Origin of the sequence: Acidovorax sp. Root275 (genome assembly GCF_001428965.1) — a bacterium.
Lineage (GTDB): Bacteria > Pseudomonadota > Gammaproteobacteria > Burkholderiales > Burkholderiaceae_C > Acidovorax > Acidovorax radicis.
Window position 1 is genome coordinate 241,903 of record NZ_LMJH01000001.1, and the last position, 23,626, is coordinate 265,528.

Annotated in this window: 19 protein-coding genes, 1 tRNA gene and 1 pseudogene; 10 read left to right on the forward strand and 11 right to left on the reverse strand. The window is 65.0% G+C overall.

The features are described 5' to 3' along the window. Positions 1-80: 80 nt before the first annotated feature. The 8 genes from ASE52_RS01155 to ASE52_RS01190 form a co-directional block, all read right to left on the reverse strand. Entirely contained in the window at positions 81-2,297 is a 2,217-nt protein-coding gene (locus tag ASE52_RS01155; protein ID WP_140426108.1) for a hypothetical protein, read from the reverse strand. 126 nt (positions 2,298-2,423) lie between these two features. Beyond that, on the reverse strand, positions 2,424-4,652 hold the full coding sequence (locus tag ASE52_RS01160) for a hypothetical protein (protein WP_140426109.1): 2,229 nt from the start codon (positions 4,650-4,652) through the stop codon (positions 2,424-2,426). A gap of 266 nt (positions 4,653-4,918) precedes the next feature. Beyond that, complete coding sequence (locus tag ASE52_RS01165; protein ID WP_029413583.1) at positions 4,919-5,752, reverse strand: M90 family metallopeptidase; 834 nt, start codon at positions 5,750-5,752, stop codon at positions 4,919-4,921. Positions 5,753-5,788: 36 nt separating this feature from the next. Continuing rightward, complete coding sequence (locus ASE52_RS01170; RefSeq protein WP_057223144.1) at positions 5,789-6,598, reverse strand: UDP-2,3-diacylglucosamine diphosphatase; 810 nt, start codon at positions 6,596-6,598, stop codon at positions 5,789-5,791. A gap of 163 nt (positions 6,599-6,761) precedes the next feature. Next, complete coding sequence (locus tag ASE52_RS01175) at positions 6,762-7,268, reverse strand: peptidylprolyl isomerase (protein WP_010460411.1); 507 nt, start codon at positions 7,266-7,268, stop codon at positions 6,762-6,764. 38 nt (positions 7,269-7,306) lie between these two features. Beyond that, entirely contained in the window at positions 7,307-7,888 is a 582-nt protein-coding gene (locus ASE52_RS01180) for a peptidylprolyl isomerase (RefSeq protein WP_029413587.1), read from the reverse strand. Continuing rightward, the gene (locus ASE52_RS01185) at positions 7,885-9,171 is read right to left on the reverse strand and encodes a L,D-transpeptidase family protein (RefSeq protein ID WP_057223145.1); all 1,287 of its coding nucleotides are present in this window, start codon (positions 9,169-9,171) and stop codon (positions 7,885-7,887) included. Before ASE52_RS01185 ends, ASE52_RS01180 begins: the two co-directional genes overlap by 4 nt. An 84-nt stretch (positions 9,172-9,255) precedes the next feature. Beyond that, positions 9,256-10,371, reverse strand: coding sequence for a nuclear transport factor 2 family protein (locus ASE52_RS01190; RefSeq protein WP_057223147.1), 1,116 nt, complete (start codon positions 10,369-10,371; stop codon positions 9,256-9,258). A gap of 212 nt (positions 10,372-10,583) precedes the next feature. Between ASE52_RS01190 and cysS the strand changes: the two genes are divergently transcribed. The 7 genes and pseudogenes from cysS (at position 10,584) to ASE52_RS01225 (ending at position 17,642) form a co-directional block, all read left to right on the forward strand. Then, a complete protein-coding gene (cysS, locus tag ASE52_RS01195; RefSeq protein ID WP_057223148.1) occupies positions 10,584-11,966 on the forward strand; it encodes a cysteine--tRNA ligase in 1,383 nt (460 codons plus the stop codon). Between the two features lie 48 nt (positions 11,967-12,014). Continuing rightward, a complete protein-coding gene (locus ASE52_RS01200) occupies positions 12,015-12,686 on the forward strand; it encodes a DNA-3-methyladenine glycosylase (RefSeq protein ID WP_057223150.1) in 672 nt (223 codons plus the stop codon). 87 nt (positions 12,687-12,773) lie between these two features. Beyond that, positions 12,774-13,751 (forward strand): acetyl-CoA carboxylase carboxyltransferase subunit alpha, encoded by a 978-nt coding sequence (locus ASE52_RS01205; protein WP_010460423.1) that lies wholly within the window; start codon positions 12,774-12,776, stop codon positions 13,749-13,751. 173 nt (positions 13,752-13,924) lie between these two features. Beyond that, the gene (locus ASE52_RS01210; RefSeq protein WP_057223152.1) at positions 13,925-15,778 is read left to right on the forward strand and encodes a methyl-accepting chemotaxis protein; all 1,854 of its coding nucleotides are present in this window, start codon (positions 13,925-13,927) and stop codon (positions 15,776-15,778) included. 128 nt (positions 15,779-15,906) lie between these two features. Further along, the gene (gene tilS / locus ASE52_RS01215; RefSeq protein ID WP_057223154.1) at positions 15,907-16,872 is read left to right on the forward strand and encodes a tRNA lysidine(34) synthetase TilS; all 966 of its coding nucleotides are present in this window, start codon (positions 15,907-15,909) and stop codon (positions 16,870-16,872) included. Between the two features lie 91 nt (positions 16,873-16,963). Further along, positions 16,964-17,507 (forward strand): annotated as a pseudogene (locus ASE52_RS01220) (ACT domain-containing protein); the annotation flags it as partial. Between the two features lie 42 nt (positions 17,508-17,549). Then, positions 17,550-17,642 (forward strand) — tRNA-Ser (locus ASE52_RS01225). A 104-nt stretch (positions 17,643-17,746) separates the two neighbouring features. Here the strand turns inward: ASE52_RS01225 and ASE52_RS01230 are convergent. Genes ASE52_RS01230 through ASE52_RS01240 form a run of 3 tightly spaced genes read right to left on the reverse strand, consistent with a single transcriptional unit; the run spans position 17,747 to position 20,336 of the window. Then, positions 17,747-18,178 carry an RNA-binding S4 domain-containing protein gene (locus ASE52_RS01230; protein ID WP_029413597.1) on the reverse strand — a complete coding sequence of 144 codons (432 nt, stop codon included), beginning with the start codon at positions 18,176-18,178 and terminating at the stop codon, positions 17,747-17,749. Then, positions 18,175-19,641, reverse strand: coding sequence for a sensor histidine kinase (locus ASE52_RS01235; RefSeq protein ID WP_057223156.1), 1,467 nt, complete (start codon positions 19,639-19,641; stop codon positions 18,175-18,177). Before ASE52_RS01235 ends, ASE52_RS01230 begins: the two co-directional genes overlap by 4 nt. Continuing rightward, entirely contained in the window at positions 19,638-20,336 is a 699-nt protein-coding gene (locus tag ASE52_RS01240) for a response regulator transcription factor (RefSeq protein WP_010460431.1), read from the reverse strand. Before ASE52_RS01240 ends, ASE52_RS01235 begins: the two co-directional genes overlap by 4 nt. A gap of 113 nt (positions 20,337-20,449) precedes the next feature. Here ASE52_RS01240 and ASE52_RS01245 point away from each other — a divergent pair, with 113 nt between their 5' ends. From ASE52_RS01245 to ASE52_RS01255, 3 genes are all read left to right on the forward strand, one after another. Beyond that, entirely contained in the window at positions 20,450-21,409 is a 960-nt protein-coding gene (locus tag ASE52_RS01245; protein WP_010460433.1) for a tripartite tricarboxylate transporter substrate-binding protein, read from the forward strand. A gap of 83 nt (positions 21,410-21,492) precedes the next feature. Continuing rightward, positions 21,493-22,011: a tripartite tricarboxylate transporter TctB family protein gene (locus ASE52_RS01250; protein WP_057225060.1), complete on the forward strand. Its 519-nt coding sequence runs from the start codon at positions 21,493-21,495 to the stop codon at positions 22,009-22,011. A 12-nt stretch (positions 22,012-22,023) separates the two neighbouring features. Beyond that, the gene (locus ASE52_RS01255) at positions 22,024-23,529 is read left to right on the forward strand and encodes a tripartite tricarboxylate transporter permease (RefSeq protein ID WP_029413600.1); all 1,506 of its coding nucleotides are present in this window, start codon (positions 22,024-22,026) and stop codon (positions 23,527-23,529) included. Positions 23,530-23,626 lie beyond the last annotated feature (97 nt).

Below are 23,626 nucleotides of genomic sequence, written 5' to 3' on the forward strand. Positions count from 1 at the left end.
GCAGCTTCACCGCAGTGCTCGCGATGGATTGCCCACGCGGCCCTTGGCGCCTCTGGGCGTCAAGGGCCCCAGCCCATTCGTCAGGGCAGTTTGACGGCCGCCACCGCGTTGGAGGTGGAGATGAAGAGCGTGGTGTCGCGCACGGCAAGGCCCCAAGGTTCGTCAATGAGGCCGGGCAGGTCTCCCGCCGCAAATCCCTGGCCCCAGGGTTGGCCCACCAGCGTGCTGACCTGGCCATCGGCCCCAATCTTGCGCACGACGCGATGGATGGGGTCACTCACATAGACGTTGCCCTTGGCATCGGCCGCCAGGTGCGCCCGGGAGTCGGAGAGTGCAGCAAGCTTTTCCACCGTCAGTTGTGCCTGCGATACCGGGCCGTCCACAAGTCCGGGCGGCACGTTAGCGCGGCCCGCCAGGGTGCTCACCATGCCAGCAGGCGTGATCTTGCGGATGGTGGGGCCCACGCCCGTGATGAAGTGGTAAACCCCATCCACCACATACAGATTGCCTGCCGGGTCCAGGGCCATGCTGCCCAGCCCCGAGAACAGCGCCGAACCGGCAGGGCCGTCTGCATGCCCCCGTGCGTTGGGGTTGCCTGCAAACAGGCTGACGGCACCGGTCGGGTTGATCTTGAAGATCACGCCTTGCAGCGACGATGCGTACAAGGTGCCCGCATCGTCGGCGACCAGGCCCGTGATGCCAAGATCCAGAAATGCTGGGATGGCATTTAACTGAGCGGACAGGTCCGCAAAAACTGCGACGTTGCCTGCGGGCGTGGCCTTCAGGATGCGCTTGAGAGAGTAGGAGTAGATGTTTCCGGCACCATCCACGGTGAGTGCTTCAGGGCCGCAGAAGGCGACTTCGTTGATTGGCCCCGTGATTTGCGAGCACGGGTTTTTAACCCTGCCCAGGGTGCCTACCATGCCATCCGGCTGAATGGTTCGAATAGCTGCGTTGTTACGGTCACGCACATACAGGGTGCCTGATTTGCCCATGGCCAGCGCCCCCGGGCCGTCAAACCGGGCTGTGCTCCCGCTGCCATCGGCCCAGCCAGGGCTGGGTGCCGTTCCCACTTTCAAGTCGGCAGCGCCATCGCGGGGGTAGCGGTGGATCAGTGCGTAGCTTTGGAAACTGCTGGACGCGCTGCTTTCGGTGACGAGGAAGCGCCCTTGGGCATCCACCGCGAGGCGTTTGGCAGCGCAAAAGGCAGGCGGCAGGCCATCGGTGCCGAAGGCGCAGTCCGCTGCGCGCCGCACGGTGGTGACGGAACCATCGGCAGCGATCTCGCGCAGCGGCGTGCCCAGGTGCCTGTCCAGCACAAATATCCGGTTGGAGCGGTCTATGGCAATGGCTTGCAGTTCGCCAAACTTGGCCGCTGATGCCGAACCGTCCACATGGCCAGCGTTGCCCTGGGCCACGGTGCCTGAGAGCAGCGTGGCCTGTCCACCGGGCGCAAATTTGCGCACCACATGGTCGTTGGAATCGGCGGCGTACAAGGCCCCGGCGGAGTCGGTCGCCAATTGCACCGGGTAGAAGCGCGCAGGGTTGTTGCGCCCTTGTCCTGGCGTCGGAATCTGGCTGACCTTGAACACCACGGTGCTGACCACGCCGGCTGGTGTGATTTTGCGGATGGGGTTGCCCGTGGGCTCGGCAGGCAGGGTCTGCGTCAAAGGTGCCCATTCAGAGACATAGACATTGCCATCTTTGTCCACGGCAATGCTGGTGGGGCTACACAGCGTGGCCGCCGTGCCGGTGCCGTCGGCATTGCCACATACGCCCACCTGGCCGGCCAGCGTGGTGACGTTGCCGGATGCATCGATCTTGCGCACCAGGTGGTTGCCGGTGTCGGCCACATAGGTGTTGCCCGCCGCGTCCACGGCCACGGCCTGCGGCGCGTTGAAGCGTGCGGCGGTGCCTGCGGCGTCCAGATACCGTGGCCCCGGGCTGCTGGCATCGCTGCGGGTGGGGCCGCCGCCCGCGAAGGTGGTGAGTTGCCCGGTGGGCGAAAGCCTGCGAATGGTGTGGTTGCCTGGATCAGCGATCAGCACGTCGCCGTTGGATGCCAGTGCCATCCCGCCGCTTTCCGTGCTGATCTTGGCTGCGGTACCCTGGCCATCCTGCATACCCGGCCCATCGGTCGTGCCGGCAAGCACTGCCAAGGGAGTGGACGGGGGAGGAGGCGGCGGCGGGGGCGACGTGTCGCCCGAGCCTCCGCCGCAGGACACGAGCGCCGCAATGGCCAGGGATGCCAACAGCGCCGTGGGCAGCCGGAGGACACTAAACAGGGAACCTTGCATGGTGGTGTTCCTTTGGGATGAATGAAGGGGTCTGGAACGTGCGGCTGGGGCCGCACGCCGGTGTGTCGATGTGACGATGTGACGATGTGCCATCGCGCATCGGGCGGCGCTGCGCGCGTGGCAGGCTCACTGCGCCGGCAGCTTCACCTGCGCCACGGCGTTGGGCATGGAGAAATAAAGCATGTTGTCGCGCACCGCGATCCCCGCCGGCCGGTGGATGAGGCCTGGCAGATCGCCCGCCGCAAAGCCGGATGCGCCGAACTGCCCCGCCAGCGGGCTGACCCGGCCGTCCGGGGTGATGCGGCGGACCACATGGTGGGCGCCGTCGGTGATGTAGACATTGCCCTGCGCGTCCACGGCAAGCGCGGCCGTCTGCTGGGGGTACCTGAAGCCCAGGTCCACCGTGAACACTGCGGCGGCGCCGGTGCCGTCCGCGTAGCCCGGCGCAGCCGCGGGGTTGCCTGCCAGGGTGCTGACCATGCCCGAAGGTGTGATCTTGCGGATGGTGGGCCCGATCTTGTTGACTTCATGGAACAAGCCGTCAACCACATACAGGTTGCCGGCCGCATCTGTGGCCATGTTGCCCAGCGCGGAAAACTGCGCCGCCGCGCCCTGCCCGTCCGCGTGTCCGACGGTGCCCAGGCTGCCAGCGAGCAGGGTCACCTCGCCCTTGGCATCGATCTTGTGAATGGTGCCTTTGAACGTGGACACGTAGACATTGCCCGTCCGGTCGGCGGCGATGCCCGAGGCCACGCTGGTGAAGAAGGTCGGTACCTTGTCCAGCAGAGGCTTGAGGTCCGCCCACAGAGCCGCCTGGCAAGCGCTGGTCTTGAAAACGCGCGCTTCCTGGAGGGTGTAGAGAGCACCTGCGCCATCGGTGGCCAGGGGCGCGGTAAAACTGGAGAGCACCTCGCTGCCCAGCCCGCCCACCGTGGTGCAGTGCCCGCCCGGCGTACCCAAGGTGCGCACCACGCCGTCAGGCATCACGGTGCGCAGCGACCGGTTGCCGTCATCGCGCACGTACAGCGTGCCCGAAGGGCTCCACGCCAAGGCACCGGGGGCGTCAAACCGGGCGCTGCCGCCCTGACCGTCGTCCGCGCCCGGCGCGGAGGCAAGACCTGCCACCAGGGTCGATGTGCCCTGGGGTGAGTAGCTGCGCAGCTGCGAGTACTGGAACGTGTTGCCTTGCATCCCGTATTCGGAGACAAGGAAGCTGCCATCGGGCCTGACCGTCATCTGGTTGGCGAGGCACAGGCTGCCCGGCGCACGGGACTCGGTGCATCCCTGTGAGCGCACCAGAGTGGTTGCACTTCCGTCGCTGCCAATGCGGCGGATGGCCGGCAGGCCCGTGCTGTCCAGCACGAACAGGCGGTCTGCCGCGTCGAACGCCATCGCCTTGAAGGCGCCGAACTTCGCCTGCGAGGCCGTGCCGTCGGTGGTGCCCTGGTTGTTGGGGCCGACGGTGCCCGACACCACAGTGGCCTGGCCGTCGGTCGCATACCGGCGCACCACGTGGTCGTTGGGGTCGGCGGCATACAGGGCGCCCGTGGAGTCGGTGGCCAGATGTACCGGGTAGTAGATCTGGATCGGGGGGCCGGAGAAAAAGATGGACGTCGGGTACTCACTGGCCTTGCTGGTCAGTGTGCTCACCTGGCCGGTGGTGGAGATCTTGCGGATGGGATTGGCGGCGGACAAGGTGGTCGACGACGGCCTGGTTTCCGCCACGTACACGGTACCGGCCTTGTCCACGGTAATGCTGGAAGGCCGGCAGAACGTCGCGGTGTCGGACGTGCCATCCTGGTTGCCGCACACGCCCGGCTTGCCAGCCAGAGTGGTCACCGCTCCGGTGGGGCTGATCCTGCGCACCAGGTGGTTTTCCGTGTCGGCCACATACATGTTGCCGGCGGTGTCCACCGCGACCGCCTTGGGCTGGTAGAAGCGGGCAGCGGGGCCGTCGCCGTCGGCATGGTTGGACACGGCGCCGGTGTGCACCCAGCCGCCACCTCCTGCCACGGTGGTGATGTGCGCGGAGCCGGCGCTGAGCTTGCGCACCCGGTGGTTGCCCGTGTCCAGGAAAACCACGTCACCTTGGGGCGTGACGGCCATGCCCCCCACATCGACCCCCACGCGGGCGACGCCCGGGGCGGGCCCGTCCTGGGTGCCCGCGCCATCGGCATTGCCCGCCAGCAGCGACAGGGCCGTGGCCGGGGCCGGAGGAGGGGGTGGAGGGGGAGGCGGGGCCGAAGGCCCCGAAGAATCCCCGGAACCCCCACCGCAAGCATTGAGCAACGTGACCACCAATGCGGCCAGCGCGCCAACGCGCCTGAGCCGATCCCCGGATGAAATGCCAGACATGAAAACTCCCAGATATCGTTCGTTAGTGACACCATGCAGCTATGGCGGCAGAGGCACAACAGTAGCGCCTCATTAGAAAATGAGGCGCAAAAAGGAAGGTCTAGGGCTCAAATCGTTTCAAACAGAAACACAATTCTTCGCGAAGCCCGTCAAGCGCATGCGTGGGTCGCCCAAAAGGCTGCTGGGTCGCCCAAGGCAATTGCTTTGGTGTAGCAAGTTCGGCAGGGGAGTTGCAGAGGTTTGTTGCGCCACGCTCTGGGCTTTTGTTAGGAGCGGGCGGAATCTTCAGTAACAAAGAACGCGTCCAGCACCGGCATCAGCCCTGGAAACTCCTGCGCAAACCGATCCCGGTTCACAAAATATGCCTCGCAGGCCACCGCAAAGAACTCGGACTGCGATGTGGCCCCATACGCGTCCAGCCAGGGTCGTTCGGCGCCAAAGCGCTCGGCCAGGATCACACGCTCGCGGAACTGTTCATAGGCCGGCTCCCAGGCATTCCACCAAGCCTCGTAGGCAGCGCGGCCGGTGCGTGCACCCAGGAAACCAGCGGGCAACGGTGGGCAGCCATTGGCCTCACCGCTGCGCATGTCGAGCTTGTGAACGAACTCGTGCACCACCACGTTGTGGCCGCGCTCAGTGTTCTCACGCCCGTTGGAGGCGTGCTCCCAGCTGAGCATGATGGGGCCGCGTTCCATGGCCTCGCCCAGCAGCACCTGCGTGTGTTCATGCACCACGCCGGCTTCGTCCACCGTCTTGCGGCGTGCCACCGCCTCGCCGGGGTGCAGCACGATGGTCACGAAATCGTCGTACCAGTCCAGCGCCTTCGCCGGGTCGCCCCAGTGCAGCAGGGGCAGGCAGGCCTGCGCCGCAATGTCGATGGCCATGGCGTCGGTCACCACCAGGCCGTGGGCACCGTGGAATTCCTTGTGGTGCAGGAAGAGGGCGCTGAGCGCGCGCAGTTTGGCCTGGTCATGCAGCGACAGCGCCGCCAAAAAGGGGTAGCGCCGGAGGGTCTGCAGCCACAGGGCGGCGGAGATGTCGGGCACAGGGGCCACCGTGGCGCGGACACGGCTCCAGAGCCGGTTGAAAAGAGGTGGCATGGCGATCGAGCAGCGGGAAGTGAAACCCCGCACAGTTCAGGATCGCTCGTACATGGGGGCCATAGGAAGCCGTTCCAAGCCCGCGCGGGACAAACGCAGTATTTCCGCGCGGGGCGGGAATGCTGCAGCGTCCCAGTCGCTCAGCACCACGCGCTGCAGGTTCGAAGCCAGCTGATGGTCGGCCGGGCGGTGGGTGTGCCCGTGGAGCAAGGTGTTTGCCTGGGCCGCCTGCAGCCAGGCGATGGCTGCGGGGCCGTCTACGTCGGCGTAGGTGACGCCGGACTGCTTGCGCGCCTCGCTCTCCTGGCGGATGCCGCGTGCCTGCGCACGGCGGGTGGCCAGGGGCTGTGCCAAAAACTGCTGTTGCCATTCGGCGCTGCGGGCCTGCAAACGAAAGCGCTGGTACTCGACATCGTCCAGGCACAGCAGGTCGCCATGGCTGAGCACGAAGCGCTGGCCAGAGAAGGTCAACACGGTCGGGTCTGCCAGGCCCGTGATGCCACACTGCGCAAGGAACGCTGGGCCCGCCAGAAAGTCGCGGTTGCCGTGCATGAAATACACGGGCAGGCGCTGGGCTGCCGCCCTGAGGGCCGCGCAGCCCTCGGCCTCGAAGCTGCCGGTCTCGGCAATGGCGTCGTCGCCCACCCAGACCTCGAACAGATCACCCAGGATGAAGAGGGCATCCGCTTCGGTGGTTGCCAGGTAGTGCTGCCATGCGGCCACAGTGGCGGGCTCGCTGGCCTGCAGGTGCAGGTCCGAAATGAATTCGACCATGCGCCAGTGCGAGGGAGCGGCAAGCTCCTCGAACCGGGGCACGGTCGTCACGGCGGGGCCTGAATGGTTCATTCCTTGCGCTGCAGCGTGCAACTGGCGGCCGACACTGGCGCGGCCTCGGCGGCAGACGCCGAGCAAGGGCCGCCCCGCAGCGAGGGCGTCGTCCCCCTTACCGCAGCGCGCAGCGTTGCGAGAGAAGGGGGAAAGCGCGCAGCGCCACAGGGGGATGCCATGCTCAGAGGGCGACGGCCTTTTCGATGATCACGTCTTCCTTCGGCACGTCGTCATGGAAGCCCTTGCGGCCGGTCTTCACGGCCTTGATCTTGTCCACCACGTCGGCGCCGCCAACCACCTTGCCGAACACGGCATAGCCCCAGCCCTGGGCCGAGGGGGCGGTGTGGTTCAGGAAGCCGTTGTCCGCCACGTTGATGAAGAACTGGGCGGTGGCCGAGTGCGGGTCGCTGGTGCGGGCCATGGCCACGGTGTAGTTGGCGTTCTTGAGGCCGTTGTTGGCTTCGTTCTCAATAGGCGCGTCAGAGTTTTTCTGGTTCATGCCGGGCTCAAAACCGCCGCCTTGCACCATGAACCCGGGGATCACGCGGTGGAAGATGGTGTTGTTGTAGTGGCCCTTGTTCACATACGACAGGAAGTTGGCCACCGACTTGGGGGCCTTGGCTTCGTCGAGTTCGAGGGTGATGACGCCGTAGCCGGCAATGTGCAGTTCGACTTGGGGGTTGCTCATGGCAAGGTTCTTTCGATCAATGAATCAACAAAAAGGGATTACTTCACCAGCGTGGCGGAGTTGATGGTGACGGGGGTGGTGGGCACGTTCTGGTGCGGGCCCTTGTTGCCCGTGGCCACGGCCTTGATCTTGTCGACCACGTCGTTGCCGCTCACCACTTTGCCGAACACGGCATAGCCATGGCCGTCCGGGCTGGGGGCGTTGAGCATGGCGTTGTCCTTCACATTGATGAAGAACTGCGACGTGGCGGAGTTGGGGTTGCCCGTGCGCGCCATGGCGATGGTGTAGTTGTCGTTCTTGAGGCCGTTGCTGGCTTCAAGGGGAATCGGGGCCTTGGTGGGCTTGGGGATCAGGTCGGCGGTGAAGCCGCCGCCCTGGATCATGAAGCCGTCGATCACGCGGTGGAACACTGTGCCGTCATAGTGCTTGTCCTTGACGTAGCCCAGGAAGTTCTCGACCGTCTTGGGCGCCTTGGCAGGATCGAGCTGGACCACGATGTCGCCCATCGAGGTGGACAGCTTGACCTTGGGGGCATCCTCCGCATGCACGGATGCTACTGAAAACATAGCTGCTAGCGCAACACTGGCAAGCGCCAGGGTCGAATTTCTTCTGGAAATCATCCAATCACTCCTTCGAAAAATATCTGCCATTGTTGGCCCCGCCGCGCCCAGTACTGGCGCTTGACGGGGCCCGTGCGGGCGCCTTCGGCGACTTCGCCGAACGTTACCACCATGGTGTCGGCGGAATCTGTCCAGCGCAGGTAAGACTTGTCCTTGAGGTGTAGTTCCCTGCCCCGCAGTGCGCGGGTCTCGGTCTTGAGCACCTGGGACCATTCTTCCAGCGGCTTCTTGCGGTAGCTCTGGAAATCCGGTGCGTAAAAGCCCAGCAGGCGCTTCATGTCGCCTTCGGTCTTGGCGCTGCGCCAGGCGTTGAGCACCGCGTCAAAAGACTTGCGGTCTGCCTGAACGGCGTGCGGTGCCACCCATTGCAATTGGCGGGCGATGACCACGGGCGTGGAGCGGGGCTCCACGGTGCGCAGAATGCGTTCCAGGTCGGGGTTGGCCAGCACCAGGCAACCGTCGGTCGCCAGGGGCGCGCGGGCAAACTGATCGGGCGGCGTGCCATGCAGCCAGATGCCGCTGCCAGTCTTGCCCCGGCTCTGGTCCAGGGGGTTGGGGTAGTTGATGGGCAGGGCGCCTGCGCCGTAGAAGTCCTTGAGCGTGGCGGGGTCCAGCCGGCTGGTGATGAAGTAGACCCCGAGCGGCGTGCGCTGGTCGCCTTCCAGGTTTTTCTCGATGCCCAGCTTGCCCACCGAGGCGTAGTAGTCCGCAATCAGCTGCAGGCCTTTTGGGGTGTTCTCGAAAAGATACAGGCGTGAGCGCGAAGCGTCCACGGCAATCGCATGGCGCGAGCGGGGCGAGAGCTCCAGGAACTGGGCTGGAATGCTGTGTGCTGGCGGGCGGCTGCGTTGGGCGTCCACGCGCTGGCGCGATTCGTTGCGCAGTTCTTCCAGGGTGGTGGCCGCCTGAAGACTGCGCGCCGAATCGGGTTCTGGCACATCGCCCATGCGGCGGATGGGCCGCGTGCGTGACATCAGCAGGTCGCCCACGGCCAGCTGCGCGAGCTGGAAGTTGGGATAGTCGCGCGCCAGGGTTTCTGCCTGGGCCAGCGCCTCGCGGCTGCGGCCTTCCGCGATGAGCTTGTAAACCGCCAGCAGGCGGGTTTCCGCCTGTCCGTCGCGCAGGTCGGGCGACTTGGCGGCGGCCGGTTCTGCCGCAGAGGGGGCGGCTATGCGGCCGACCTTGCCGCTCTGGGCGTGCGCGGGCGCCGCCTGCAGCAGTGCGGCGAGGAAAAAAGTGCCAGCCGCGGCACAGCGGCCTGGTGCGGACAGCTCCACAAACATGCGCGGTTTCAGGTTCAGGCCTTCAGGGGCGGGCCGCAGAAAACGCCCGCGCTGCAGGCGCAGGCCCGGCGTCGGGGCTCAAGGTCAACCGCCGGTGGATTCGCGGACGATGGTCCAGCGGCCGTTGTGGTTCACCAGATCCAGCGTCTTGCGGCTGGTTACGTTGAGAGCATCGGCGGTGTAGGCCTGGCGAAAGCGGGCAGTGGCCTTGCTGCCATTGACCGCAACGCTGATATCGGACAGCTGGACGCTGATCTTGGATTTGCCCACGATGCGCGCCTCGCGCTCTTTTTCCCAGACGGCGCGCGTCTGGCGGCCGGGTGGATCGAAGGATTTGTCGTAGGCACCCAGGTAGCCTGGCATGTCTTTGGAGGACCAGGCGGTGGCCCACGCCTGCACGGCGGATGTGACGGCCTGGACGGTGGCAGCGTCGCTCGCCGCCGCTGCTGGGGCGGTGGCGGGTGCTGCGGCAGCGGCCTGGGTTTGGGTTGTCGCAGGAGCGGGTGTAGCGGCGGGAGCTGGCGCTGGTGCCGGTGTGGGGGCTGCCGCCGGGGCCGGGGTCGGTGCAGGCGCTGGGGCGGCTGCGGTTGGCGCGGGCCGCTGCGTGGCCACTATGGCGGGGGCCGGCGCGGTAGCGGGTGCGGTGGCAGCCGGACGGCCTGGCTTGCCGGTGGCATCAGGTGCGAACAATTCGCGGATCAGCGCCAGCTTGGGTTTGACGGAATTGGCATTGGTGGCATCGAGCTGCAGCGCCTTGTTGTACGCCTGGCTGGCGAGCTTGGCGTAGATGTCGCCGAGGTTCTCGTGGGCGGTGGCGTAGCTGGGGTTGGTGCGGATCGCCATCTCCAGTGCCGTGCGGGCCTTGTCCAGCTGGTTCTGGTTGGCGTAAAGCACTGCTAGGTTGTTATAGGGCTCGGGCAGCTCGGGATATTCTTCCGTCAGCTTGGTGAAGGTGGTGATGGCATCGGCGGGCTTGCCCGAATCTGCCTGCGCCACGCCGCGCAGGAAGCGCAACTGCGGGTCGCGTGGGTTGGCTGCCAGACGCTGGTCGGCCTTGGCGAGCGCGTCGGCGGGCTTGCCGGCCTTGATCAGCAGGGTGATTTCCGTGTAGTCGTCGGCCTGGGCCGCGCCAGTGCCCACAAGCGCGGTCAGTGCCAGCAGGCGCAGGAGGCGTGGAAGTGTGCGGCGGACTTGCTTCATGGGGGCTTCAAAGGTGTTGGGCAGCGTCTGTCCCGGGCGGGGGCTTATACTGCGGCGGATTGTAGCTGAGGGGGTTGTCATGACGGTACGCTGTTGCCGCGGGTGATTTCGCTGGACGCCCCTCGCTGGGCCAACCCCCACCAAGGGGCCGCCGCCCCCTGCTGCCGGGGCTCATTTCGCCCACCCCATCAAGTCTCCGTTACTGAAATCCCATGAGTTTGCGCATCTACAACACGCTGTCGCGTGCATTGGAAGACTTTTCCCCGCTCGAACCTGGCCATGTGCGCATGTATGTGTGCGGCATGACCATCTATGACCTGTGCCACATCGGGCACGCCCGCATGATGATGGCGTTCGATGTCGTGCAGCGCTGGCTGAAAAGCAGTGGCTACCGCGTCACCTATGTGCGCAACATCACGGACATTGACGACAAGATCATCAAGCGCGCGCTGGAGCGGGGCATCACCATCCGTGCCCTCACCGATGAGATGATCGCCGCCATGCACCAGGACATCGGTCTGTTGGGCATCGAGCCGCCCTCGGTCGAACCCCGCGCCACCGAATACGTGCCCCAGATGCTCTCGCTCATCGGCCAACTGGAAGGCAAGGGCCTGGCCTACCGCGCCAGCAATGGCGATGTGAACTATTCCGTGCGCAAGTTCGACGGCTACGGCAAGCTTTCGGGCAAGTCGCTCGATGAGCTGCGCGCCGGCGAGCGCGTGGCGGTGCTCGACGGCAAGGAAGACCCGCTCGACTTCGTGCTGTGGAAGTCCTCCAAGCCCGAGGAGCCGCCCGAGGCCAAGTGGGACAGCGAATTCGGCTCCGGCCGCCCTGGCTGGCACATCGAGTGCTCGGCCATGTGCGGCGCCACGCTGGGCGAGACGTTTGACATCCACGGCGGCGGGGCCGATTTGCAGTTCCCGCACCACGAAAATGAGATCGCCCAGAGCGAGGGCGCCACCGGCAAGCCGCTGGCCAAATTCTGGGTGCACAACGGCTTCGTGCGGGTCGACAACGAGAAGATGTCCAAGAGCCTGGGCAACTTCTTCACCATCCGCGACGTGCTCAAGACCTACGACGCGGAGACGGTGCGCTTTTTCATCGTGCGCGCCCACTACCGCAGTGCGCTGAACTACAGCGATGCCCATCTGGACGACGCGCGTCAGGCCTTGAAGCGCCTGTACACCGCGCTGAGCCTGGTGGCGCCCGCCGATGTGGCAGCGATTGACTGGACCGGTCCCTACGCCGTGCGCTTCAAGGCAGCCATGGACGAAGACTTTGGCACGCCCGAGGCGGTGGCCGTGCTGTTTGACCTGGCAGGTGAAGTCAACAAGACACGTTCAGCCGGGCTGGCGGGACTGCTCAAGGCGCTCGGAGGTTGCCTGGGTATCTTGCAAGGTGACCCCAAAGCCTTCCTGCAGGCGGGGGCGGGCGGGGTGGACGAGGCGGACATCCAGGCGCAGATTGCGGCCCGCGCTGCGGCCAAGGCGGCCAAGAACTTCGCGGAGGCCGACCGCATCCGCAATGCGCTGCTGGCCCAGGGCATCGTGCTGAAGGACTCCGCCGCAGGCACCACCTGGGAAGCTGCGCAGTGATCTTCAAATCTCTAGTGAAAAACGCCCCCGCGGCAGACAGGGTTTTCGGTGGCTGCTACTAAAAAAATAGCGCCAGATGCCCTGGTTGCAGAACCCGCGCTGGCCACGCCCGACTACTGGGCCGAGGCGTGTAAACACCTGGTGAAGAAGGACCGGGTGATGAAGCGCCTGATCCCGCAGTTTGGCGATGCCGCATTGCAGAAACGCGGCGACGCGTTCACCACGCTGGCGCGGTCGATCGTGGGCCAGCAGGTCTCGGTGAAGGCCGCGCAGACCGTGTGGGAGCGTTTTGTTGCGCTCCCCCGCAGCATGAAGCCCGCCTCCGTGCTCAAGCTGAAAATCGACGACATGCGTGCTGCCGGCCTGTCGGCCCGCAAAGTGGACTACCTGGTGGACCTCGCCATCCACTTTGAAGAAGGCAAGCTGCACGTGAAGGATTGGGCGGCGATGGACGACGAAGCCATCATTGCCGAGCTGGTCGCCATCCGCGGCATTGGCCGCTGGACGGCGGAGATGTTCCTGATCTTCTATCTGATGCGGCCCAACGTATTGCCCCTGGACGACCCAGGGTTGATCGCCGGCATCAGCCACAACTATTTCTCGGGCGACCCCGTCAGCCGCAGCGACGCCCGCGAGGTGGCCGAGGCCTGGAAGCCCTGGAGCAGTGTCGCGACTTGGTATATTTGGCGCTCGCTCGACCCATTGCCCGTTGCTAACTGACGCGCTTTAGAAAACTCGTTAACCGTCGGTTACAGTGCGTGCCATTCATGGCAGCCGCAACCGTCGCGATCCCCTAGGAGAAAAACGTTGGCGAAAAAAACCTTTCTGGATTTCGAACAGCCGATTGCTGAACTCGAATCCAAAATCGAAGAACTGCGCTACGTGCAGACCGAGAGTGCCGTCGATATCTCGGAAGAGATCGACCAGCTGAGCAAGAAGAGCCAGCAACTCACCAAAGACATTTACAGCGAACTGTCGCCCTGGCAGATCACGAAGATTGCCCGCCACCCCGAGCGTCCCTACACGCTCGACTACGTGCGCGACATCTTCACCGACTTTGTCGAACTGCATGGCGACCGCCACTATTCAGACGACCTGTCTATCGTGGGTGGGTTGGCGCGTTTCAACGGCCACGCCTGCATGGTGCTGGGCCATCAGAAGGGGCGCGACACCAAGGAGCGCGCCATGCGCAACTTCGGCATGAGCAAGCCCGAGGGCTACCGCAAGGCCCTGCGCCTGATGAAGACGGCCGAGAAGTTCAAGCTGCCCGTGTTCACTTTTGTGGACACGCCCGGAGCCTATCCCGGCATTGACGCCGAAGAGCGCGGCCAGTCCGAGGCCATCGGCCGCAACATCTTCGAGATGGCGCAGCTGGAAGTGCCCATCATCACCACCATCATTGGCGAAGGCGGCTCCGGCGGCGCACTGGCCATCAGCGTGGGCGACCAGGTCGTGATGCTGCAGTACGCCATCTATTCGGTCATCAGCCCAGAAGGCTGCGCCTCCATCCTCTGGAAAACTAGCGACAAGGCCCAGGAGGCTGCCGATGCCCTGGGCATTACCGCCCACCGCCTGAAGGCCCTGGGTCTGGTGGACAAGATCGTGAGCGAGCCCGTGGGCGGTGCCCACCGCGACCACAAGCAGATGGCCGCCTTTCTGAAGCGCGCGCTGGGCGACGCGTTCCGTCAGGTGGCCGACCTCAAGACCAAAGACCTGCTGGACCGCCGCTACGAGCGCTTGCAGAGCTACGGCCGCTTCAGCGACACCAAGGCCGACAGCCGCTGAGCCGCTGACCGATTGGCAGCCCTTCGCGCATTGCGCCCACGGCCCTTCGGGGCCTTTGTTGTTTTTGCAGCCAAAACCTGGCGCCCTGCGCACTCACCCCGACTGGCGCGCAGCCTGATACCGGATGTAACATGGCCTACGGCCGCCCGTGCGGTTGGATGAAGGGGTGCTCCATGTCGCTTCTGAAGACTCTCAAGGGCCAGATCCTGGTGCTGTCTGCCATGTGCATGGTGGCGGCCCTGCTGGTGTTGACCCTGGTCAACTACTTTTCGGCGCGCGGGCAGGCGCAAGTGTCGCTGGCGGAGGAGGGCCTGGCCACGGCCAAAAGCCACGCCGAAACCATCGAAGAGTGGGCCCGGGCCAAGGCGGCGATCATTGCGGCGTCCGTCACCGCCTTTGAAGAGCCCGAGCCCGCCAAGTCACTGGCCATGCTGCGTGACGCAGGCAAGTTCAGCACGGCTTACTTTGGCTATGCCGACAAGAAGTATGTGTTTTCCGAAGCGCGCAATTTGCCCGCCGACTACGACCCCACTGCGCGGCCCTGGTACAAACAGGCGGCGCAGGCCGGCACGTCGGTTGTCACGCCGCCCTACATTTCAGCGTCTGACCAGAAGCTTGTTGTGACGTTCGCCACCCCGGTCGGCGCAGGCGCAGCCCTCAAGGGCGTAGCGGCGGGCGACGTCTACATGGAGTCGGTGGTGGCCAACGTAGCCTCCATCCGGCCCACGCCCCAGAGCTTCGGTTTCCTGGTGGCAGCCGATGGCAAGATCATTGCCCACCGCGATCAAGCACTCACCCTCAAGCCCATTGCGGAGCTTTCCAAAGACCTCGCCATCGACAAACTGGTGGCAGCCGCCAAAGACAGCAGCACCCTGCTGCCTGCAGACATTGGGGGGCGCAGCCGCCTGCTGAGCGTGGTCCCCATCGCGGGCACCTCTTGGATGCTGGTGGTGGCACTGGATGAGAGCGAGGCAATGGCTCCCATCCGCTCGATGCTGGCCACATCCCTGGTCTCCAGCGTGCTGGTTCTGGTGGTGGCCGTGGGGCTGCTCGGCGTGATCCTGACCCGGCGCCTGCGCCAGCTGACCTTGGTGCGCGACGCCATGCACGAGATCGGTGCGGGCGACGGCGACCTCTCGCGCCGCATCGATGCGCAGGGCGAAGACGAACTGGCACAAATTGCCGCCAGCTTCAACAGCTTTGCGGGCAAGCTCTCGGGGGTGCTGGCGCAGATCCGCGATGCGAGCAGCTCGGTGCGTGTGGCCGCTGAAGAGATTGCCACCGGCAACCAGGACCTGAGCGGGCGCACGGAACTCACGGCGTCTAGCCTGCAGGAGACCTCGGCCTCCATGCAGCAACTGACTGAAACCGTGCGCCACAACGCAGACTCTGCCCGGCAGGCCAACCAGCTGGTGGCCCAGGCGTCCAGCGTGGCGCAGCACGGCGGACAGGTGGTGGGCAACGTGGTGACCACCATGGAGCAGATCAACGCCGCGTCGCGCAAGATCAACGACATCATTGGCGTGATCGACGGCATTGCCTTTCAGACCAACATCCTCGCGCTGAATGCGGCGGTGGAGGCAGCACGCGCCGGCGAGCAAGGTCGTGGCTTTGCAGTGGTCGCGAGTGAAGTGCGCAGCCTGGCCGGGCGCAGTGCGGAGGCTGCCAAGGAAATCAAGCAGCTCATCAGCGCGTCGGTGGAACAGGTGGAAAACGGCTCGCGGCTGGTGCACGACGCGGGTACCACCATGAACGACATCGTGACCTCGGTGCAGCGCGTGACGGACATCATGGCCGAGATCACGGCATCCACCAACGAACAGAGCACGAGCATCAACGAGGTGGGGCAGGCGGTATCGCACCTTGACCAGATGACCCAGCAGAACGCCGCGCTGGTGGAGCAAAGCGCCGCAGCCGCGCAGAGCCTCAAGGACCAGTCGGTGCGGCTGTCGGAGGTGGTGGGCACGTTCCGTCTGTCCTCCGATGCCTCGCATGTCGCACCGCGTTTGTCTGCACCGGTTGCTTGATGGGGCAAAGAGTGTGAGAAGAAGGGAGGGCGCCCGCGATAATCGGCGCCCATGTACTCCCGCCCTGTCCATTGCTTTTGTGCACCTGATGCGGCACCACCGTTTCGTGGCGCAGGCCGGGTGCCGGAATGACCCAATCGTTCGATGCTGCCATGCAGGCGTTTGCGCCCGCACTGCCGCTGGCCGTGGGGCTGAGCGGCGGGGCCGACTCCACGGCACTGCTGCTGGCCTGTGCGCGCCGTTGGCCCGGGCAGGTGCGGGCCATCCATGTGCACCACGGCCTGCAGGCGGCGGCCGATGGGTTCGAGCAACATTGCGCTGCCTTGTGCCAAGGCCTTGGTGTGCCGCTGTGGGTGGAGCGGCCGGACGCCCGCCACGCCCCTGGCCAGAGCCCCGAAGATGCTGCCAGGCAGGCAAGATACAAAGCTTTTGAGGCTGTAGCGCTTGCCAGTAAAGCGCAATTAGCTATTAAATCAATAGCGATTGCACAACACGCGGACGATCAGGCCGAGACGCTGCTGCTGGCGCTGTCGCGTGGCGCGGGCGTTGCCGGGCTGGCCGCCATGCCCGCCCGCTGGGAACGCGCCGGCGTGGTGTGGCACCGCCCGTTGCTGCCGGTGGCCGCCATAGACATCCGCAGCTGGCTGCGGGCGCAGGGGCAGGGTTGGGTGGAAGACCCCACCAACACCGACCAGCGCTACACCCGCAACCGTATTCGTGCACAACTGTTGCCCGCACTGGAGGCCGCCTTTCCCGCGTTTCGCGATACGTTCGCCCGCTCGGCATCCAACGCCGCGCAGGCGGCGGAACTGCAGGGCGAACTGGCGCAGCAGGATCTGGCACAGGTCGGCGTACCGCCGCAGATCACCGCGCTGCAGGGCTTGAGCCGGACGCGCCAGGCGAATGTGCTGCGCCACTGGTTGCGTCAGTTCCACCACACCACGCCCGCGGCGGCGCAGCTGGGCGAGTTGCTGGATCAGGTGGCCGTCTGCACAACACGCGGCCACCGCATCCACATCAAGGTGGGGCGCGGATTTGTGGTGCGGGCCGGGCCAAATATCGATTGGCACAGTCCCCAGGTTTTGGTCCCCTGATCGCACGAACATTGGTGGCGCGCCACAACCGTGTTTTGCCTGGCGCCGTGGCTTCGGAGGCGTCACCCCAACAATTCCAATGGCATGGATCGTTCACGAAGAAGCCAGGTCCGGCACACTGATCACTTGTGAGGAAGACGAAAAAAATGGAACAAGCCGTTGTATCTGGCATCGCTTGCAACCGCGATGAAGCCAAGATCTCCGTGCTGGGCGTGCCTGGCAAGCCCGGCATCGCCTACCTGATCCTGGGCGCAGTGGCCGAGGCCAACATCGAAGTGGACGTGTTCATCCAGAACGTGGGCAAGGACGGCAAGACCGACTTCAGCTTCACGGTCCATCGCGGCGACTGTGCGCGCACGGTGGACTTGCTCAAGGAAAAAGTGGCGCCTGCACTGGGCGCGCAAGAGGTCGTTGGCGACACCAAGATCTGCAAGGTCAGCATCGTCGGCATCGGCATGCGCAGCCATGTGGGCGTGGCCAGCAAGATGTTCCGCGTACTGAGCGACGAGGGCATTAACGTCCAGATGATCTCCACCTCTGAAATCAAGACGTCGGTCGTGATTGACGAAAAGGACGTCGAACTGGCCGTGCGCAGCCTGCACAAGGCGTTCGAGCTGAACCAGGAAGTCGCCTAAACCGCCAGAAGCGCCTCAGAAATGGGGCATAATAGTGGGATTGGAAACGTGACCGAGTGGCCGAAGGTGCTCCCCTGCTAAGGGAGTATGGGGTGTAGAGCCTCATCGAGGGTTCGAATCCCTCCGTTTCCGCCAAGATAAAGCCCAAGTGATTCATTCACTTGGGCTTTTTTCTTTGGGCCATCTGTCTTTTCAGTCTGTCTTGCAGAGCCTTGCAAACCCGCAAGCCCACGCTGCGCTCATTCGTCGATGGAGGCACTCCAGCGGCTGCCCCACTCGCCCCCTTTGTTGCTCACTTTGTCGATCTCGCGCCGATCGCGTTTGGTGGGGCGGCCTTCGTGCAATGTGGCTGCGGGTTCGGGGGCCAGGCGGCGCAGTTCTGCGGCCTTCTCGCGGGCGGCGATGCTGTCGGGCGTCTCCTCATACAGCTGCTGCGCCACCGGCGCGGGCCCGCGCGCCCCGCTCAGGCCCCGGACCTGCACGGTGCGGGCCACTGGCCCTTGGCGCAGGGCCACGGTGTCGCCGCAGCGCAGGTCCCGCGCGGGTTTGGCCAGCTGGCCATTGACCGTGACGCGGCCCTTGCCGATCTCTTCGGTGGCCAGACTGCGGGTTTTGTAGAAGCGGGCGCACCACAGCCACTTGTCGAGCCGCATTGTCTCCAGGGTGTTCATACGGGGGATTGTGCCGCGTGGACGGAGCCGCCCATGTCAGCCGATGGCGCGGCCAGCGGCAGGCGCACCACGGCGTCCAGCCCTGCCATCCTGCTGCCCACCATGCGGTTGGTCAAAGCGATGCTGCCACCGAGGGCTTGCACGATCTCATGGCAAATGGCCAGGCCCAGGCCGCTGCCCGTGCGCACATCGCCTGCTGAAAAGGGCTGGAAGAGGCGCGTCGCCAATTCATCGTCGATGCCGGGGCCGTGGTCGCTGATGGTCAGCGCCACGTGGTGGCTGTCGGTGCGCAGGTCCACGGTGAGTTCGCTGCCCTGCGGGGCATGGCGCACCGCGTTGTGCAGCAGGTTGCGGCTTAGCTCACGCAGCATCCATTCATGGGATTGGACCAATGCCGGCTCGGTGTGTATGCCGAAGTCCAGGTCGCGCTGGGCGATCAAGGGCGAGATCTCCAGCGCCACGGTGCGCAGCAGTTCGTCCAGCCGCGTGGCCGGGGGGGTGCTTTGCTGGCGCAGTTGCTCTACCTTGGCCAGCGCCAGCATTTGGTTGGCCAGCTGCGTGGCGCGGTCCACCGTATCGCTGATCTCCTGCAGTGCTTGCTGGGGCTCCACATCGCCGCGCAAGGCAGACTGCACCTGGGTCTTGAGCACCGCCAGCGGCGTGCGCAGCTGGTGCGAGGCATCGCGCACGAAGCGCTTTTGGTGCCGCAGCAAGTGGCGAAGGCGTTGCATGACCTCGTTGGTGGCATCGATCAGCGGCTGCAGCTCGCGCGGGGTGGACGGGGCGGCGATGGGGCTCAGGTCGCCCTCCTTGCGCCCTTGCAACTGCAGACTCAGCTGCCGCACGGGGTGGATGGCCCGCTGCACCACCAGCACCACGGTCAACGCGATCACGGCGATCAACAGTGCCTGGCGCAGCAAGGTATTGCGCAGAATCTGCAGGGCCAGCGTTTCGCGCACTTCCAGGGTTTCGGCCACCTGAATCACGGCCATGGCGCGGCCTTCGGAACTGGCCACGGGCTGCAGCAGCACGGCCACGCGCACATCGCGGTCGCGGAAACGGTCGTCATAAAAATCCACCAGCGCGGCATAGGGTGGCCGGTCCGGGATGGTCCCGCGCCAAACAGGCAGCTCGTCAAAGCCCGACACGATCTCGCCGCGCAGCGTGGATACGCGGTAGAACATCTGGCTCTGGTTGTCGGCCTCGAAGGCCTCCAGCGCTGAATAGGGCACGATGGCGCGCAATTGCGCGGCGTCGTCGTAGCCCCGCACATCCAATTGTTCGCTGATGCTTTTGGCCGACGCCAGCAGGGTGCGGTCGTAGGCCGTATTGAGCGAGGCCAGGGTTTGCTGATAGAGGCTATAGGTGTTGAAACCAATGAACAGCGCCACTGGCAGCAGGATGCCCAGCAGCAGGCGGCGGCGCAGCGAAGGGTGGCGGGGCGAGCCCTTTGATCCTGTCATGTGTCGGCCCGCAGCAGATAGCCCAGCCCGCGCAACGTCATCAGGGTCAGTCCGGTGCCTGCCATCTTCTTGCGCAGGCGGTACACCACGACCTCAATGGCCTCGTACTGCACATCCAGCTGGCCGGGGAACACCAGTTCGTACAGCCGCTCCTTGGTCACGGCATGGCCTGGCTGGGCGAGCAAGGCGTGCATCAGCGCCAGTTCGCGCGGTGTCAGCTCCATCACTTCGCCATTCAGGTAGAGCGCGCCGCTGTCCTTGTCGTAGCGGATGGCGCCGATCTGCACGGTGCTGGGCGCCATGGGAGTGCCGGGGGCAGGGTCGGCGCTGCGGCGCACCAGGGCCCGCAGGCGCGCTTCCAGTTCATCCAGATCAAAGGGTTTGGGCAGGTAGTCGTCGGCCCCCGCGTTCAGGCCCATCACACGGTCGCCCACGGTACCGCGTGCGGTGAGGATGAGCACGGGGGTGCGCAGTCCGCGTGAGCGGGCCTGTTGCAGCACCTGCAGGCCATCCAACCCTGGCAGGGTCAGGTCCAGGATCACCGCATCGGGCTGCCGGGCGGCCCATTGACTGAGTGCTGCACGGCCGTCTCCCACGGCGGTGACTTCCATGCCACGGCGTGTCAGTGCGCGGTGCAGCGTGGCCTGCATGGTGGGGTCGTCTTCAACAAGAAGCAGTTGCATGCGCGGCACCATATCACCGTCTCATTGTGCGGGGCGCATGAGTGTTTTCCCTGAGTCCACGGACAGCCGTTTGACAGGCAGGGCGCGCATCATCGAGCGGTTCGCAAACCTTACAAGGAGACTCCATGCGTCGCGATATCTTCCTCAAATCGCTGGCAGCCATGGCCGCTGCAGGCGTGCTGCCTGTTTCGGCCCAGAGCGCACCGACCCTCAAGATGATGATCCCCGCCAACCCCGGCGGTGGCTGGGATTCCACGGGCCGTGCCTTGGGCAAAGCCATGCAGGATGCAGGCGCCGCATCGTCGGTGTCCTATGACAACAAGGGTGGCGCTGCGGGTGCGATCGGCCTGGCCCAGTTTGTCAACGCCAGCAAGGGCGACCCGAACGCCATGATGGTGATGGGCGCCGTGATGCTGGGTGGCATCATCACCGGCAAGCCGCCGGTGGGCCTGGACAAGGTCACGCCACTGGCACGTTTGACCAGCGAATACAACGTGTTCGTGCTGCCCGCCAATTCGCCTTTCAAGTCCATGAAGGATGTGGTGGACCAGCTCAAGAAAGACCCTGGCAGCGTGAAGTGGGGCGGTGGTTCGCGTGGCTCCACCGAGCACATCGCAGCCGCGATGATCGCGCGCGAAGTGGGCGTGGACCCTTCCAAGATCAACTACGTGGCTTTCCGTGGGGGTGGTGAGGCCACCGCCGCCATCCTGGGTGGCAACGTCACCGTGGGCGGCAGCGGCTACAGCGAGTTTGCCGAGTACATCTCTGCGGGCAAGATGCGCGCCGTGGGCGTCACCTCGGGCTCGCGCCTGAAGGGCGTGAACGTGGCCACGCTCAAGGAGCAGGGCATCAACGTCGAAATCGGCAACTGGCGCGGTGTGTATGGCGCGCCTGGCATCACGGCCGAGCAGCGCAAGGCACTGATCGACGCGCTGGCCAAGACCTTCAAGCACAAGGCCTGGCAAGATGCCATGGAGAAGAACGGCTGGACCCCGGCCTGGATGGCGGGTGACGAGTTCGCCAACTTCGTGGATGCCGAGTTCGCCAGCATGCGCGCCACCATGGCCAAGTCCGGAATGATCTGAAGCAAGGCGCGCCAGTCGCCTTCAACCCTTTGGGGGTGGGTGGTGGCGCTGCCGCAGCAGTGGTTGGTGCGAAGGAAAAAAACATGACACAACAACATTCGTCGCGCTCCAAGCCCTTGCAGACCCTGATAGGGGCGGGGCTGGTGGTGCTTGCGCTGTGCCTGGCTTGGGGCGCCAGCTCGGTCAGCTCTGAAGCTGGCTATGGCGGTGTAGGCCCCAATTTCTTCCCCTGGATGGTCAGCATTGCCTTGCTGATCTGCGGTGTGCTCTGCGTGGTGCATGCCCTGACCGGGGGGTTCCGCGAGCTGGAAGAAGGATCGGGCGACGAGCGCGCCCACTGGAAGGGCTTCATCTGGGTGTCGGCCGGGCTGCTGCTCAATGCCCTGCTCATCACGACGCTGGGCTTTATCCTGAGCTGCGCGCTGTGCTTTGTGCTGTCGGTGCGGGGCTTCCGGAGTTCCGAAGGCGAGCTGGACCTGCGTCTGCAGGCCTGGATCAAGGATTCTTTCATCGGTGTGGCCGTGGCCGCCCCGGTGTACTGGATGTTTACGCAATTGCTGGCCATCAACCTGCCCGGCCTGACCAACACGGGGTGGCTGTAAAGCCTGCACGCTATGGAAACGTTGAATCTCTTGATGCAGGGTTTTGCGACCGCTGCGACCCCCATCAACCTGATGTGGGCCTTTGTGGGCTGCATGATCGGCACTGCGGTCGGCGTGCTGCCCGGCATCGGGCCCGCAGTGGCCGTGGCCATGCTGCTGCCCATCACCGTCAAGGTCGAGGCCACGGCCTCCATGATCTTCTTTGCCGGCATCTACTACGGAGCCATGTACGGCGGCTCCACCACCTCCATCCTGCTCAACACACCCGGTGAGGCCGGGTCCATGGTGACTGCCATGGAGGGCAACAAGATGGCCAAGAACGGCCGCGCCGGCGCAGCGCTGGCCACTGCCGCGATTGGCTCGTTTGTTGCGGGCACCATTGCCACGGTGCTGGTCACTTTTTTTGCCCCATTGGTGGCTGAATACGCCGTGCGCCTGGGCCCGCCCGAGTACTTCATGCTCATGGTGCTGGCCTTCACCACCGTGAGCGCCGTGCTGGGCAAGAGCACGCTGCGCGGCATGGTCGCCCTGTTCGTGGGGCTGGCCATGGGCCTTATCGGGATTGACCAGATCTCGGGCCAGGCGCGCTACACCGGCGGCGTGCCCGAGCTGATGGATGGCATCGAGGTGGTGTTGATCGCCGTGGGCCTGTTTGCGGTGGGTGAAGCCTTGTACAACGTGATGTACGAAGGCAAGTCCGACGAGACGCAGAACCGCCTGACGAGCACACACATGACCAAGGAAGAGTGGAAGCGCTCGTGGCCGGCCTGGCTGCGTGCCACGTTCATCGGCTTTCCGTTCGGCACCATCCCTGCAGGCGGCAGCGAGATCCCCACCTTCCTGAGCTACGCGGCTGAAAAGAAGCTCAGCAAGAACAAGGAAGAGTTCGGCACCACCGGCGCCATCGAAGGCGTGGCTGGCCCCGAGGCCGCCAACAACGCGGCCATCACGGCCACGCTGATCCCGCTGCTCACGCTGGGCATCCCCACGTCGAACACCACGGCCATCCTGCTGGGCGCGTTCCAGAACTACGGCATCCAGCCCGGGCCGCAGCTGTTCGACACCAATGGCGCGCTGGTGTGGGCGCTGATTGCGTCGATGTACATCGGCAACGTGATGCTGCTCATCCTGAACCTGCCCCTGGTGGGCCTGTGGGTGAAGCTGCTGAACATTCCCAAGTCGTACCTGTACGCGGGCATTCTGGTGTTCTCCACGCTGGGCGTGTATGGCATGCGCCAGAGCGCGTTCGACCTGGTACTGCTGTATGCGATTGGCCTCTTGGGTGTGGTGATGCGCCGCTTTGACTTCCCGGCCGCACCAGTGGTGGTGGGCATGATCCTGGGCCCCTTGGCCGAGGCGCAGATGCGCAATGCCGTGTCGATTGGTGAAGGCAAGTGGACCATTTTCCTGGAACGTCCAGGCTCGCTGACACTGATCATCATCGTGCTGGCCGTGCTCATCCTGCCGCGCCTGCTGCGGCGTTGGGCGGCGCGCAAGCTGGCGTTGGCACAGACCTGACCTGCGCGCGCAGTGCGCGTCCTTCACCCACAAAAAAACCGCGCTGAAATGGCGCGGTTTTTTGTTTTTTGGGTAGCCGTCGGGAGGGGCGATTTCT